The 14647-nt window shown below is 48.2% G+C and carries 15 protein-coding genes and 1 riboswitch; of the genes, 7 read left to right on the forward strand and 8 right to left on the reverse strand.

What is annotated here, in order from left to right; all coding sequences use genetic code 11:
* Nucleotides 1–209: 209 nt before the first annotated feature.
* The 4 genes from QMN38_RS05785 to QMN38_RS05800 all read right to left on the reverse strand — a co-directional run bounded on the left by QMN38_RS05785 (nucleotide 210) and on the right by QMN38_RS05800 (nucleotide 3647).
* Nucleotides 210–1949: a DUF262 domain-containing protein gene (locus QMN38_RS05785; RefSeq protein WP_323604688.1), complete on the reverse strand. Its 1740-nt coding sequence runs from the start codon at nucleotides 1947–1949 to the stop codon at nucleotides 210–212.
* 238 nt (nucleotides 1950–2187) lie between these two features.
* Complete coding sequence (locus tag QMN38_RS05790; RefSeq protein WP_180836850.1) at nucleotides 2188–2760, reverse strand: recombinase family protein; 573 nt, start codon at nucleotides 2758–2760, stop codon at nucleotides 2188–2190.
* Nucleotides 2761–2975: 215 nt separating this feature from the next.
* Nucleotides 2976–3290, reverse strand: a complete 315-nt coding sequence (locus QMN38_RS05795; RefSeq protein WP_046275909.1) for a hypothetical protein — start codon at nucleotides 3288–3290, stop codon at nucleotides 2976–2978.
* Between the two features lie 9 nt (nucleotides 3291–3299).
* Complete coding sequence (locus QMN38_RS05800) at nucleotides 3300–3647, reverse strand: hypothetical protein (RefSeq protein WP_008324549.1); 348 nt, start codon at nucleotides 3645–3647, stop codon at nucleotides 3300–3302.
* Nucleotides 3648–3818: 171 nt separating this feature from the next.
* Between QMN38_RS05800 and QMN38_RS05805 the strand changes: the two genes are divergently transcribed.
* Nucleotides 3819–4043 carry a hypothetical protein gene (locus QMN38_RS05805; RefSeq protein ID WP_046275908.1) on the forward strand — a complete coding sequence of 75 codons (225 nt, stop codon included), beginning with the start codon at nucleotides 3819–3821 and terminating at the stop codon, nucleotides 4041–4043.
* 764 nt (nucleotides 4044–4807) lie between these two features.
* Here the strand turns inward: QMN38_RS05805 and QMN38_RS05810 are convergent.
* A complete protein-coding gene (locus QMN38_RS05810) occupies nucleotides 4808–5311 on the reverse strand; it encodes a hypothetical protein (protein WP_323604689.1) in 504 nt (167 codons plus the stop codon).
* Between the two features lie 259 nt (nucleotides 5312–5570).
* On the opposite strand from QMN38_RS05810, the gene QMN38_RS05815 reads away from it, so the two are divergent.
* The 5 genes from QMN38_RS05815 (at nucleotide 5571) to QMN38_RS05835 (ending at nucleotide 10128) form a co-directional block, all read left to right on the forward strand.
* The gene (locus QMN38_RS05815; RefSeq protein WP_008324553.1) at nucleotides 5571–5777 is read left to right on the forward strand and encodes a hypothetical protein; all 207 of its coding nucleotides are present in this window, start codon (nucleotides 5571–5573) and stop codon (nucleotides 5775–5777) included.
* Nucleotides 5778–5878: 101 nt separating this feature from the next.
* A complete protein-coding gene (locus QMN38_RS05820; protein WP_048221071.1) occupies nucleotides 5879–7339 on the forward strand; it encodes a DEAD/DEAH box helicase family protein in 1461 nt (486 codons plus the stop codon).
* A 277-nt stretch (nucleotides 7340–7616) separates the two neighbouring features.
* Nucleotides 7617–7713: riboswitch (TPP riboswitch) on the forward strand.
* Between the two features lie 31 nt (nucleotides 7714–7744).
* Nucleotides 7745–8533 (forward strand): hydroxyethylthiazole kinase, encoded by a 789-nt coding sequence (gene thiM / locus QMN38_RS05825; protein WP_323604690.1) that lies wholly within the window; start codon nucleotides 7745–7747, stop codon nucleotides 8531–8533.
* Nucleotides 8530–9330 (forward strand): bifunctional hydroxymethylpyrimidine kinase/phosphomethylpyrimidine kinase, encoded by an 801-nt coding sequence (thiD, locus tag QMN38_RS05830; RefSeq protein ID WP_323604691.1) that lies wholly within the window; start codon nucleotides 8530–8532, stop codon nucleotides 9328–9330. Before thiM ends, thiD begins: the two co-directional genes overlap by 4 nt.
* Nucleotides 9331–9381: 51 nt before the next feature.
* The gene (locus QMN38_RS05835; RefSeq protein WP_271450541.1) at nucleotides 9382–10128 is read left to right on the forward strand and encodes a GntR family transcriptional regulator; all 747 of its coding nucleotides are present in this window, start codon (nucleotides 9382–9384) and stop codon (nucleotides 10126–10128) included.
* Here the strand turns inward: QMN38_RS05835 and QMN38_RS05840 are convergent.
* From QMN38_RS05840 to QMN38_RS05850, 3 genes are read right to left on the reverse strand one after another with little or no spacing between them, the layout of a single operon-like run.
* Nucleotides 10102–11067 carry a PfkB family carbohydrate kinase gene (locus QMN38_RS05840; RefSeq protein WP_323604692.1) on the reverse strand — a complete coding sequence of 322 codons (966 nt, stop codon included), beginning with the start codon at nucleotides 11065–11067 and terminating at the stop codon, nucleotides 10102–10104. The two genes, QMN38_RS05835 and QMN38_RS05840, sit on opposite strands and share 27 nt — an antisense overlap.
* On the reverse strand, nucleotides 11064–12068 hold the full coding sequence (locus QMN38_RS05845) for an ADP-ribosylglycohydrolase family protein (protein ID WP_323604693.1): 1005 nt from the start codon (nucleotides 12066–12068) through the stop codon (nucleotides 11064–11066). The genes QMN38_RS05840 and QMN38_RS05845 overlap by 4 nt, the downstream gene beginning before the upstream one ends.
* Complete coding sequence (locus tag QMN38_RS05850; protein ID WP_323604694.1) at nucleotides 12065–13342, reverse strand: nucleoside permease; 1278 nt, start codon at nucleotides 13340–13342, stop codon at nucleotides 12065–12067. Before QMN38_RS05850 ends, QMN38_RS05845 begins: the two co-directional genes overlap by 4 nt.
* Nucleotides 13343–13594: 252 nt before the next feature.
* Between QMN38_RS05850 and fbaB the strand changes: the two genes are divergently transcribed.
* The gene (gene fbaB, locus QMN38_RS05855; RefSeq protein ID WP_271450544.1) at nucleotides 13595–14647 is read left to right on the forward strand and encodes a class I fructose-bisphosphate aldolase; all 1053 of its coding nucleotides are present in this window, start codon (nucleotides 13595–13597) and stop codon (nucleotides 14645–14647) included.

A 14647-nucleotide genomic window follows, 5' to 3' on the forward strand; every position in this document is an offset into this window, starting at 1 on the left:
TCACGCGATTTGACACTCGAACACGTCACATACATATAAATGATATAGGAAAGGAGTTCATGGTTCATGGTTTGTTGAGTTAGTAGATACAATTTAAGGTTTAAGCGGAAGTATTATGACTTCTATGCGAAATAAAAATGTGTTGAAACTTCTAAAAGGGCAGCTGATGTTACCCTTTTGCTTTTGATATTATAGATAGGAAGTCTGAGCTAAATCTCCCAAATTGAAGAATATGCTTCGCCAGCCATTCTGTCTGTCCTGTCTAAAATAGTACTTTCATTCCAGTTTGATCCATATTCATGGTGAAATGCATGAATAAATTCTTCTGTAAGTTTAAATTCTGATGTTTCATAAACAGCTATCTTGTCATCAATAGATTTATTCCCGGCTTTTTCATTTGTTTCTTTAGATAATGGCAACAAATTACCAATCATTCCTATCTCTCGACATGTCCCTGAACTTTGGCTTTTTATATGCTCCAAGGTTATCTGATCTGGTTTAAAATCCATTGTATTGTGGCGAGACATTTCAAACTCGCCAAGTATATACTGAATTAATTTTTTCTGTTTGGTCTGTTCATTAGTAAATGTCACATCTCTAAACTTCTCAATGAAAATACTTATTTCAGGCTTCCTGTTAACCAGTATATCACATAACTGATCAATGGCTTTGCCATTGCTTTGTTTAGTTGAACTATCTACACTTATTAGTCTTGCAGCTTTAGAGTAGGCACCTTCAATACCTGATGGCCTGAGAGAACAAATGGCATTAAATACAAAGTGAAATCTTTCAACTATTCGTAATGCTTTTAATAAATCAGCATGTCGAACCTTGCCATTGTTATGAGCTTTTAATAATGCTAACAAGAATGGTCGACATTGGGTGATGCCAAAAAGACGTATAGCATTCAAGGAATGATAAATGGGCTTATCCTGCATCTGAGGAAATTCGCTCTCGTTCGGTGCAGAAATGAGAGCATATAGCTGAGCGTCTTCTCTGATTTCTTTTATGAACGATTTAGGCTCAATCTCACCCTTACGCCATTTCGATATAAATGACTTATATAGATTTTCACCACTCACATATGCGTATTTTGATACCCACCAGTGGCGAATGAAATTCTCAATAGTTCCAACGCCTTGACGTTGAGAGATTATAGTTCTTATTTGTCTCCAGTTATCTTTAGCTACATCGCTTGGATGATCTCCATTTAGGGATTTGAAAAGTTTGTTTTTTATCAAATCCACATAACTTAAATTCATACCTCTCGCATTTAATGTTTCGAATATGGTATAAGCTTCGTCCTCTTCACTTACCGTTATAAATATTATTTTCAGATAGCGTAGAACTTGATCGCGTATAGATTTTAAACATGCTTCATACTCATCATTGCTTTGGATTGAATTCGAGAAATGTTTGTTTAGCCGCTCTTGCGTAGCGAGAACACTTATTTCTTTATATGCGGCGAGAAGGTTTTTTTCTTCGGGCGTGTTGGGTGTTTCTTCTTCTTTGTTTAGATACTGTATGTTTCTTTGGAAATATGGTTTTGGTGTTTCATTTATTAACTTGAAAAACTTTTGTCCATCATCATCTTTGCCTTCTATATAATTTTCGAAAATGGCATTTGCGAGGTCTGGTTTCCCAATAAACAAAAATCGGTCACACAACACAGAGAGGAAAATTGTAATGGTAGTCAAGCGTTGTTGCCCGTCAACAATTTGCATTTCTTTACCTGTTTCATCACCTACAAGAACTAAAGAACCAATAAAATATTCATTGTTTTTATATTCTCCGTGTTCATTAGATTCAATGTTGGAAATGATATCATACCAAAGTTCATTAATTTGTTCTTTCATCCAGGAATATTCTCTTTGGAATCTTGGAACAACATATTTTCTATTGACTGAAAGTAATTCGGAAATGGTTCTGGTATACGCGTGTAGTTCCATGGAAACCTCGAGTTCAGTACGGTAATGTTATATTGGCTTTGATTAACGTTACTTCATATACGCGTTGTTTGTCACTCATTAATCACGGAGAATCAGGGGGATATACCATGATCTGCAACATTTGACCAAGTGTCTAACGCATCATGATACAATTGTGATGTGTGCCTCTTGGAGCGCGGTTGGTTGAACCTTTAAGCGCTAATTTTTTCTGTCCCTACTCTCTGAGGAGCCGGAATCTTCAAATATCAAAGAAGCTCAGATGTTTTAGTCGGTAGAAAGTTGCTTTGCTGATCTCTAACCTATCCTGAACTTCTGCTGGTGCTAAACCTTGCGCTAACAATTCTCGTACCTGTTCCATAGTTGCTTTGATAGGTCTGCCGCAATGCTTACCTTCAGACTGAGCACGCTTGATACCTGCTGCTCTACGCTCTGCGATCAGATCTTTTTCCAGGCTGGCAAGTCCTGCCATCATAGTGAGCATCGCTTTACCAACTGGCGTTGACAGGTCGAACCCTTCACGCAAGCTGACAACTTTCACGCCTTTCGTCTGCAACTTTTCCACGGTGGAAAGAACATCAATCGTGTTACGCCCCAGGCGGTCTATAGCAATCACGATCAATGTATCGCCTTCTCGTACATAACTGAGTAGTTCACCAAACCCTGGACGCTCTCCCGCCTTGATTGCACCACTCACCGCTTCATCACTGAACCAGCGAGTAACGCTATAACCAGCATCGGCTATCTGTTGCTTCTGGTTTTCAACGTTTTGGTCGCTGGTGGAAACTCGCACATATCCGATCACAGTTGTCATGATGTTCTCTAAGTCTCAAAAGGTAGTATCAAAATAATAGCTGTCCCAAAATTAAATATCAACCTTTTGAGACAAGGCGAAGCCGCATTCTTTCGTTGCGTCGGTGTGGTCTTAAAAGGAGATGGTTTTGAGACTTGAAACGAGGAGTTGAATTCGTTTTGACGAGCGAAGATGAAAATGGCGTGATCACACACGCCAGTCGTTGCATGAGATGATTATTCTTTGAAGAACTGTGTGGCTGACCATCCACCATGACCACCTGGGGTAATGAAGAAAACAAACCCCTTATCGTCTACGTTCTGAATCTCAACTGTCATCGATTCTTTTAGGAGACGGCATTTACCGGAAGTGATGAGGCCCATCATACCCTGTTGGTCTTTGTCCTGGATGTAACTGATCATCTCGTAAAAGTCGGTCAGCTTCTTACAGTTAAATGTTCCTTCTTTTAGGGTGGCGGTATCTCCATGACTCAATGCATAAGCGTTCGGTATCACTGACAAAAATATGGCGGCTGCGAATAGTTTTTTCATTACCGCCCCTTATAGCTCAGAGCATTCGCTGAGGTTGTAAGTGCCTTTTCTACCGTCATCATTAACCAGATGCAGAACAAAAATGAGCGGGTTGCCGTCAATGAAAGACACGGCGACACTGCCGTTGTCGGTGCTATAGAGCTTGGCAATTTGCTTCTCCCCGATGTACGAGAGATCCCAGCTTGCGTTATTTAAACTGAAGTGCATCTGAGAACCATCAATTTCAATGCTGGATTGTGCTGTGACTGTCTTCCCATTGCTACCCAGTTGCCCTTGCTGAAGAGCTTCACATTGATAGGAGCTTGCATAAGTTGACAGAGGCAGCAGTAAGAGTGCAGCAAGAGTTATCCCCTTCATAGCGTTCCTTTTTTCGATTGGTGTTAGACATTCATCGGGAATCAGTATAAAACCATCAATTGATAAAAACGATCGGTTTATCATTTATCGATCGATAAAATTGATCAATGTTGAAACTATAATGTCTTGCACAGTTCTTCGCTATGGATGAGTCTTGATAGACGAAAGAGCATGCACAGGAGAAATGCAGTGAGAAGAGCACTGATAGTGATATTTGGGTTACTGGTTTCACAGATGGCAGCAGCAGGACAGATCACAATGACCGATCCCCAGCAGGATACGACCGAGAATGGTAAGACGCTTTGCACCTACGAAAACAGCATCTATCTGTTCACCTACGTTACCAAAGGAAAATGCCCGTATGCGAAGACGTTTGATACTGTAGATTCAGAGTGAAGGGGGCTTAAAATATAGGTTTGTTTAAATTTCCAAGTTAGGTGGAGTTGCTTAGCAAAAGAATCATGTTTTTTTCTTCGATTGTGCTGAAACCCTTATAGAATAAGGGGAGGAGGGATTTTCATCAATAGGTTAAAGCGCTGTAAGAGTGTTATAGACTGGTTAATATGAGTAGAATTAGCATAGATTAAACCTATTAATAATCATCATTTATTAGTTGATTATCGCTTGTAATTTAGTCAACTTTTCCGGCTCTATGGAGAGTTGTTTCATGGTGAGCACTGCGACCATGAAAAGTATGCTGCATGAGTAGCATGTAATGCGGAGCATGAAAGATATCAATTACAGGAGAGCAACCTTTGCACCAGAAGCGATTTTAAGGAGTGATTCTCCTGTAAAAGTAATCTGCTATGCTCGCATTGCTCACATAATGAACATTAAAACCAACAAAACCGCTAACTACTGTTTAAATAATAAACAGTTATTGATTCCATTTTATGTGCTCGTACAACTCGCCCATGCGTTAACTGTGCAAGATACGCTTAAAAAAATGAGTTTATGCAACCACTCCACACCGATAGTGTTCCATTGTAAGCCTTCACTTTTACCGAAGATGCAAATAACTCTAAAGAGACTTTAGACTTTTCTGCACCCTCTGTATCAGGTTACTTGTGCAAATGGCATAGCCATAAGATCGGCTTACTTGCATAATAAGCCGGAAATCTCATTGCTAACATTATCGGAGCTGCCGCCGCGTTAGCGACTTAATGGAGCAGGCGAGCGCCTCTTAACGCATCCATCGTTAGGGTAGTCGGCTGGGCGTAAGTAATGGAGCTACATAATGAAACGATGGTTTCAATGTCCTGGATGGTGATCTGATAGGTTCCAGTGCCGGGGTTGCCAATGTCCCGACAGATTATCCAGCCCGCATTTTCCAGATCGCCAATGACGGTAATCACTCGTTTTTGCGTCATACCGAGGTCACGGGCCGCACAACTTAGGTCGAACATCACACATCCGGCTATCTCGCTCTGTTGGCTTCTGAGGTATGCCCACATCTGTTTATGATCGGTGGTGAAAGTCAGCACCTTGGGGTGTCTGCTGCGTTTCTGTGGATGCGTTACTTCGGTGAAATACGGCACGAGACTATCAAACATCTGTTCGATGGTGTTCGTTACTAGCGTTGGGGTAGTGCTGGAGTGGGTGGTAAATGTCTCTGTGAAGAGTGCTTCAACTTCGGTTGGGGAAAGTCCCTGGTTATCTGTCATATTAATCCTCCTGTATGTTTTGTAGTCAATAAATCCTCATAGTTGAGTTGTTAACGTTCATTTTTTATTTGCTTGTTTTTTTAAAAAGAAGCGTTCAAATAAAGGTTGGCGAAACTAACATTTATTTATGTTAAATGCAATCTCAAATCGTGCTTGTTTTATTAACGTGTTGAAAATGATCATAAAATAGTTGACTTTGCAACCGATTTGATGTACAATGAATAGTAGGTAGTTAACAATCGTAATAATAAGGAGGTACATGTACCAAACGAAAACTGATGTGCTCGAAGCTCTGCGTAGCGGAAAGCTCCTTCCCAAGATTTGCCAGCAATACTCCCACAACAAAAATCTCTCCGACGAACGACGCAAGATGTTCAGGGTGGCCTTGATCAGCTACCGCATTGAGCAGCTTCAAGAGAGTTTACGTAACGAGGAACAACCGAATGAACATCCGATTCACCGATGAAACCCACAAGGCGCTTGTTGAACGTGCCAACCGTGAAGACAAGTCAGCCGCTGCGCTGGTGAGTGAATTAATAACAGCAGTCCTAAACCGAGAGGAACCGAATGACCGAAAAGAAACCAGTAGTAAACTTCGTTAATGCGATTTGCGGCTCAGGAAAGAGCCACCGTCTGAAAGAGTACATCCTGAGCTTCAAGAACGAAGCTGTCCCAGAAAAGTTCTTAATCGTAGTACCAACCCACGCTTTAGCCGATCAGTTCAAGCAAGATCTGAATCATTTTAGAATCTCAAACCATCACATTTTCGTTGAAGGGGCGACTCTCAACCTGAAAAGTACTTTGGCTGATAGCTTCCAGATAAATGTTGTGATAACAACCCATGAATGTTTCACCAACTACTGCCACCTCGCTACGTTCAATCTTGAGATGCGTTCTCTACTGGCAGAACACAATGTGGTGATTGACGAGATCCCTGATGGCTGGTTTGGAGCAGAAGCAACGATCCGTCATGCTGACAGGACGGCAGAAAACTTCCCATTCCTGGAATGGCTGGAAGAACGAAACGGGCTTCTGTACCTGCGCGAAGAGCACTACGACAATCTGTACAAGTATTACCACGAGAAGCACGCTAACAGTGATAACTTGAAGAAGGTTCTTTACGTGGCGCTCGACGGTTGTGGTGTGATGCACACCGAATGTGATTCGTCATACAGCTTCTTTGCCTACACCTATAATCCGATACTGAAGGCCGCAACATGGGCGAAGAGCTTCACTGTGCTCGGCGCTGGCGTGAATCGCAGTGGGTTTGTCTGGATGGCAGAGAACGTCGCTCAGATGGCGGTTCAGGAAGCGGGTGAACACCTTCAGCCTGATCCCGAGAGACGCAAACATAAAAACGTGCCTATCAAAATCGTTGCTGTCCTCTCAGAAGATATCAAAAGAGCGGGGCAGTCAGAACTCGCTAATATCTTTAACAACCACTTGAGGGAAATACGCCAAATCGTCGGAAAGGATTTTATCTTTGCAACCAACAACGACAAAGCTATCTGCGATTTTAAGACCATTGGACTCACTGAACTTGGTGATCGCATGGGTGGTGTTGACGTTTCAATGTCCAGCTACGGGATAAACAGCTATCAGAGCATTCATTGTGCCGTGTTCCTCGGATGTGCAAATCTGGGCGATAAAGACCGTAAGCGATGGGCAGACTATTGCGAACGTATCGGTTGGGATTTTGAAACGGTGATGGAGAAGAAGCGGCAGGCAATGTATTTTGAACGGTGCTACCAGTTTCTTAGCCGAACATCCATTCGCAACACTGATACCGATCACCCTCTCGTGTTTGTCGTTCCCGACATGGCGGCAGCGGAATACCTCAAAAACCATTACTTCCCTGGCTCAACCATCGAATGCCTTGGAATCAAGAAAGCTGGAAAGCAGCATGAAACGCGTTTGAAGGTTCTGGAATACAAGGCGCAAGGACTAACTCAGAAAAAGGCTGCGGAAGAAATGGCGGTGTCTCTGAGGACGGTAGCAACCTACTGGAACCAGGACACTCGCGTATGATCACCGCGCTTTACTGGTATGTGCTGTTCCTGTTTATCTGGGGTGTAATCCGCACCTTTGAACGACGTAGAAAAACAGAACGCAAAACTGAATCTCGGAATCCATGAGATCTTGGGTTATGTCACAAAGGAGCTTAACGGCTCCTTTTTTTGTTTCTGTGGTGGGGTACAAACTGAGGTACAAGCTGGGGTACAGCGTGAAGAAGCGATAACCGGAAGGGCGGGCTTGCTTCAGCAAGCAACTTCCCCTAAGCTGGCAAAAAGTATAGAGATTCAATTTTCATGACTCGGGGTGCCCCATCGCTGATGGGCTGAGAAATACCCGTACCACCTGATCTGGATAATGCCAGCGTAGGGAAGTCTGACACTGCTCGTGTCCCTTCTTCACGCGGGCAGGAGTTGAACCATGCAGCCTGACCTGCACAGCCGTACCCTTGCGGCTCACACCTTACAGCAATTTAGAACGCTTTCCCCACTGACACACTGTATGACTAATGACGTTGTGCAGAGTTTTACCGCCAATACGCTACTGGCTTTAGGGGCATCCCCTGCGATGGTGATTGAACCTGAGGAAGCCAGCCAATTCGCCGCTATTGCCAGTGCATTGCTGGTTAATGTCGGCACCTTAACTCGGGAACGGGCCACGGCGATGCGTGCCGCAGTTGAGCAGGCTCATCATGCTAAAACCCCGTGGACGCTCGATCCCGTTGCCGTAGGCGCGCTTGAGTTTCGCCGCCGCTTCTGCCTGGAATTATTGTCACTACAGCCTGCGGCTATTCGTGGCAACGCTTCGGAAATACTTGCTCTGGCCGGCATGAACGGTGGGGGACGCGGCGTGGATACAACCGATACGGCTGTCGCTGCGCTTCCGGCAGCGCAGGCGCTGGCTCGTCAGATTGGGACCATTGTCGTGGTTACCGGCGAAGTGGATTACGTCACCGATGGTCAGCGTACCGTTTGCGTAGACGGTGGTGACCCGTTGATGACTCGCGTGGTGGGCACCGGATGCGCACTGTCAGCGGTAGTCGCCGCCAGTTGCGCACTGCCCGGTGACCGGCTTGATAACGTCGCTTCCGCCTGTAGCTGGATGAAACAGGCCGGGCAAACAGCCACACAACAATCAACCGGACCGGGCAGTTTTGTCCCGGCATTTCTCGACGCCCTCTATAATCTGAACCCCCAGGAGCACGCATGAAACGGATTAACGCCTTAACCATTGCCGGAACCGATCCGAGCGGTGGCGCAGGAATTCAGGCCGACTTAAAAACCTTCTCGGCGCTGGGCGCTTACGGCTGTTCCGTTATCACGGCGTTGGTGGCACAAAATACGCGTGGGGTGCAGTCGGTGTATCGCATTGAACCTGATTTTGTCGCCGCGCAGTTGGATTCTGTGTTCAATGATGTGCGCATCGATACCACCAAAATCGGCATGCTGGCAGAAACCGATATTGTTGAAGCGGTCGCCGAACGTTTGCGTCGCCATCGGGTGCAAAATGTCGTACTGGATACGGTGATGCTGGCGAAGAGCGGCGATCCGTTGCTATCGCCCTCGGCGGTAGAAACACTGCGTACCCGTTTGCTGCCGCAGGTTTCGATTATCACCCCTAATTTACCCGAAGCTGCTGCACTGCTCGGGGCATCGCATGCGCAGACTGAGCAGGAGATGTTAGAGCAGGGAAGGGCGCTACGGGCGCTGGGCTGCGAGGCAGTGTTGATGAAGGGCGGTCATCTGGATGATGCACAAAGCCCTGACTGGCTCTTTACCCGTGATGGCGAACAGCGCTTCACCGCGCCAAGAGTGGCAACCAAAAATACGCACGGAACAGGTTGTACGCTGTCGGCGGCGCTGGCGGCACTGCGTCCACGTCATGTTAACTGGGCTGATACGGTACAGGAAGCTAAGTCGTGGCTCTCTGCGGCGCTGGCGCAGGCGGATACACTGGAAGTGGGCGAGGGGATTGGTCCGGTGCATCATTTCCACGCGTGGTGGTGATGAGCAGAAATGGTATACTGGCTACAGAAACGGCTGCCAGGAAAAAGATAAATGGAACAAGCGCATACCCAGCTTATCGCGCAACTGAATGAACGTATTTCAGCGGCGGACAACACGCCGCTGTATATGAAATTCGCTCAAACGGTTAAGAACGCTGTGCGCAGTGGGATCCTGGAGCATGGTAATATCCTGCCTGGCGAGCGCGACCTCAGCCAGTTGACTGGCGTTTCACGCATTACGGTGCGAAAAGCGATGCAGGCGCTGGAAGAAGAGGGGGTGGTGACGCGTGCGCGTGGCTACGGGACGCAAATCAATAACATCTTCGAGTATTCGCTCAAAGAAGCGCGCGGTTTTTCACAACAGGTGGTGTTACGCGGTAAAAAGCCGGATACGCTGTGGGTGAATAAACGCGTGGTGCCCTGCCCGGAAGAGGTGGCTCAGCAGTTGGCCATTGCTGTCGGCAGTGAGGTCTTCCTGCTTAAGCGCATTCGCTATGTTGATGAAGATGCTGTGTCTATTGAAGAATCATGGGTACCCGCCCATCTTATCCATGACGTGGATGCCATTGGCGTTTCACTGTACGAGTATTTACGCAGCCAGCATATCTTTCCACAGCGTACACGCTCACGCGTCAGTGCGCGGATGCCGGACGCAGAGTTCCAGTCACATATTCAGATGGACAGCAAAGTACCGGTACTGGTGATCAAGCAGGTAGCGCTTGATCAGCAGCAACGGCCTATTGAATACAGTATCAGTTACTGTCGAAGCGACCTATACGTCTTTGTGTGCGAGGAGTAACGCCTCGCGTGAGGGGGCGCAGTCGCCGCCGCGGTGACCCACCACCCAGGATGCTACCGCATTCCCAAGCAGGACGGCATCGCCCAGCGACCAGCCCGATGCCAGCCCGGCCAGCATACCGCCTGCGTGACTGTCTCCCGCACCGATGGTATCAACGACTGAGGTCGGAAAGGCGGGCACGCAACCGGATGAATGCTCAGTAAAATACCATGCCCCATCTTTATCGTGACGTACCACTACCGGCGCGGCGAAGCGTTGTACCCATTCTGCGCCAAAACCTTCTACATCATGGCTTAATGCAAACCGCTCGGCGGCAATTTCCGCCTCCTGGCGATTAAGTGACACCAGCGGACGGCAGGCCATGATCCGCGCCATCAGAGCATCGGGAATATCACCAATTCGCGGACCAAAATCGATGAATGGCGTCACCTCTTCCAGACCTTCCAGCCATTGCACCAGCAATTCACCACAGGGCGAGGCCAACTGGTAGCCGGAAAGGTAGACGTAACTCTCGTGCGGGATATTCAGCTGTGCCAGCCAGTCGGCATTCCACTGATTTTCGACGCCACTAAAGGACATAAATGTGCGTTCACCGTCCGGCTCTACCAATGCCAGACACCAGCCGTTATCGCCTTCGGCATTGTCGATCAGGCTGTGCAATCCTTCTTTCGCCATACGGTTGCGGATAATATCGGCCCACACGCCCTGACCCAGCGGTAAAGCATTACTGGCCTCGATGCCCAGACGCTTCAGAGCGACGGCAATGTTGAGCGCACAACCGCCCACGTTCACGCCCTGCTGCTTAAGCTCAATATCACAGCCGCGCCAGGGAAGAGCATACGCATCGGCAATCACATCAATAACCGCCGCACCGACTACCGTTACCGGTCGCTGGCTGTGCAACTGTGGGAGAAGCATTTGCAGACGCGTAGCACTCATAGCGCCTCCCGTTGCTCGCGCAGTCGCACTAGCGCACTGGCATAGCGGGTGAAATCGAGCTTATTCACCGCATCCAGTTCCTGTTTTAACGTCGGATTAATCGCGCTTACGCCGTGTAGCGCACCACAAATAGCGGTTGCCATTGCCCCGATGGTGTCAGTGTCGCCGCCGAGGTTCGCACACAGTACGGCACAGCGGTTAGGATCGGTTTGTGCCAGTTCGACCATCGCGATGGCGCAGGGCACGGATTCGATGGTGCTGGTCCCGGCGCCAATCACCTGATACAGCTGCTCGCTGGCAGATTCCGCACCGTTGGCCTCGCGAACGATTTTCAATGCCAGTTCGAGGCGGGCTGCAAGCGATGCGCTAAACGTAGTGATCCGTTTTTGCTGAGCGTGGAGGGCAATCGCGGGAAGTGCGCCGACAATCTCAGGCCATGTTCTTCCGTCGATAGCACGAGACACCGCCCAGGCGATGACCACCGCGCCCGCAATCGCTAAATCCGACTTATGTGTCGGACTAGAGGCCAACGCGATGTCGTCAATAAACGCATCAAGATTCCCTGTCGGTAGCAGGCATCCCAACGGCGACACACGCATAGCAGCCCCATTGGTGACACCGTTGTTTTCCAGCTCAGCAACAGACTTACCGTCGCGGATGGCGTTGAGCGCAATCTTTGAGGTGGGCCCCAGCACGTTTTTATTGAAAGCATCAAAACGTTCAGCCCAGGCGAGGATATTGCGGCCAATAACGTCCGGAACAATCTCTCCATCGCACTCTAACAGAGCATCAGCCAGACACAGTGCCATGGAGGTGTCATCAGTAAACTCAGCCTGATTAAAGTAACACGCTGCATTATTTTCTTCAGGGCCCGGTAAAAAGCGATCGATCCAACCAAAGTGTGCCTTAACGCGGGTTCTTGGCCACAGTTCCGACGGCATACCCATCGCATCCCCTAACGCCTGCCCATAAAGAGCACCGAGAATACGTTCTGCTTTCATTTTACTTCCCCTTGTTGCAATGCGATATCGCGATCGTCCACCTTAATGGCGGTGATTTCTTTGTCTGACTCGCGAAAGAAAATCATAAACAGCACGGCGATGACGGCAATCATGATCGCGCCAAATCCCCACATGCCAGCCCAGTTAAAGGTGAGACCATCAACCGGCTCTTTATAAGCAAACATTTTTTCCATCATCACCCCACCCAGGCGGTAGCCGAGCAGGCTGCCGAATCCCTGACAGCAGAGAGTGATTAACCCCTGCGCCGCGGTGCGCATGTGCACAGGCGCTTTTTTATCGACATAGATGTAGGCCGTAACGTAGTAGAAATCGTAGCTAACGCCATGTAGCAGAATGCCGAGAAATAGCAGGGCGTAGGTGAAATATTCTTCCGCGCCGCCGTAAACAAAAAATCCGTAACGGATCGCGGCAGTGATAAGACCAAGCAACAATACCTTTTTAATGCCAAAGCGTTTGGTGAAGAACGGCAGTGCCAGCATGAAGAAAATTTCAGAGAACTGGCCCAGCGTCATCCAGCCGGTCGCATTTTTCATCCCAACTTCTGTCAGGTAGCCGTTGGCGAAGATGTAATAGAACGCCAGCGGCATGGCAAACAGAAAAGAGCAGAAGAAAAAGACCAGGAAGTTCTTATCACGCAGCAGGATCAGCGCATCCAGACCCAGCATGACTTTGAAATCCATCTTGCCGGTACTTTTCGGCGGCGTATCTGGTAAAAAGAAAGCAAAGATGCCCAACAGCGCGGAGCTTCCGGCCGTGATCAGCAAGGGAATATTAGTCGGTGAGATATCGCTATAGCCCAGCATTTGCGGTAAGAAACCGCAGGCTAAACCAGAGGCGATCCAGCCAATCGTCCCCATCACGCGGATGCGTGGGAAATCACGCTCAACGTCCGGTACGTTGGCAAAAGCGATACTGTTGGTCAGCGCAATCGTCGGCATATAGGTCAACGAATAGGCCAGTAACAGCGGGAAGAATCCGCTGAAGGTGGTTTGCTGGGCGGCGAAGTACATCAGAATAGCGCCGACGAACATCAACACCGCCAGCACTTTTTGCGCGGAGTAAAAGCGGTCAGTGATTGAACCGACCAGAATGGGCGACAGGATCGCCGCAATGGCGGTACAGGCATAGGACCAGCCGATCTCCCCGGCGCTAAAGCCGCTTTTACTCAGCCACAGCCACAGCGGTACAAACCAGGCGCCCCAGATAAACCACTCTACAAACATCATGAACGACAGCTTAACTGTAGTTTTCATCTTTAAATCCTTCATGACAGGTAAGGTACGGCTGGATAGTACCATCTGATAATACCTTTTAAATACCTTTATGCTCTGAATTTGACCGTTGTATCATTTTTTGATGCCTGAATCGAGCCAGCGGAAATCGCTGAAAAGTGCGCTAAAGATGGAAAAAATACGCAGTCAGTACCAGGCTTATTGCTGCCCGCAACCAGGCGGGTCAGGACAATCCACTTCCGATATCAAATCGGAACTTACGGGAGCATAGCTATGACTGATATTGCGCAGTTGCTTGGCAAAGATGCCGACAACCTTTTACAGCATCGTTGTATGACCATTCCTTCTGACCAACTTTACCTGCCAGGACATGATTACGTCGACCGCGTGATGGTTGACAATAACCGTCCACCCGCCGTGCTGCGTAATATGCAGACGCTGTACAACACCGGACGGCTCGCCGGGACCGGTTATTTGTCGATTCTGCCTGTAGACCAGGGGGTGGAACATTCTGCTGGGGCATCGTTTGCCGCAAACCCGCTGTATTTTGATCCCAAAAATATTGTTGAGCTGGCAATTGAAGCGGGCTGCAACTGCGTCGCGTCAACCTATGGCGTGCTGGCGTCTGTTTCGCGTCGTTATGCTCATCGCATTCCATTCCTTGTGAAAATTAACCATAACGAAACGCTCAGCTACCCGAATACCTTTGACCAGACGCTGTATGCCAGCGTGGAGCAAGCGTTCAATATGGGCGCGGTCGCGGTGGGGGCAACCATTTATTTCGGTTCTGAGGAGTCTCGCCGCCAGATTGAAGAGATTTCTGCGGCCTTTGAACGTGCCCATGAGTTGGGCATGGTGACGGTACTTTGGGCCTATTTGCGCAACTCTGCGTTTAAGAAAGACGGTGTGGATTATCATGTTTCGGCTGATTTGACCGGGCAGGCAAACCATCTGGCGGCGACTATCGGCGCGGATATCGTTAAACAGAAAATGGCAGAGAATAACGGCGGGTATAAAGCGGTTAACTTCGGCTACACCGACGATCGTGTCTATACCAAGCTGACCAGTGATAACCCGATTGATCTGGTGCGTTATCAACTGGCGAACTGCTATATGGGACGCGCCGGACTCATTAACTCCGGGGGGGCGGCTGGTGGAGAAACCGATCTCAGCGATGCGGTGCGTACAGCGGTGATTAATAAACGAGCCGGTGGTATGGGGTTAATTCTTGGACGTAAAGCGTTCAAGAAAACCATGGCTGACGGCGTGAAGCTGATTAACGCCGTGCAGGATGTTTATCTGGATAACAAAGTCACGATTGCCTGA

Source organism: Citrobacter sp. R-1.5.2 (assembly GCF_035064245.1).
Taxonomy (GTDB): domain Bacteria; phylum Pseudomonadota; class Gammaproteobacteria; order Enterobacterales; family Enterobacteriaceae; genus Citrobacter.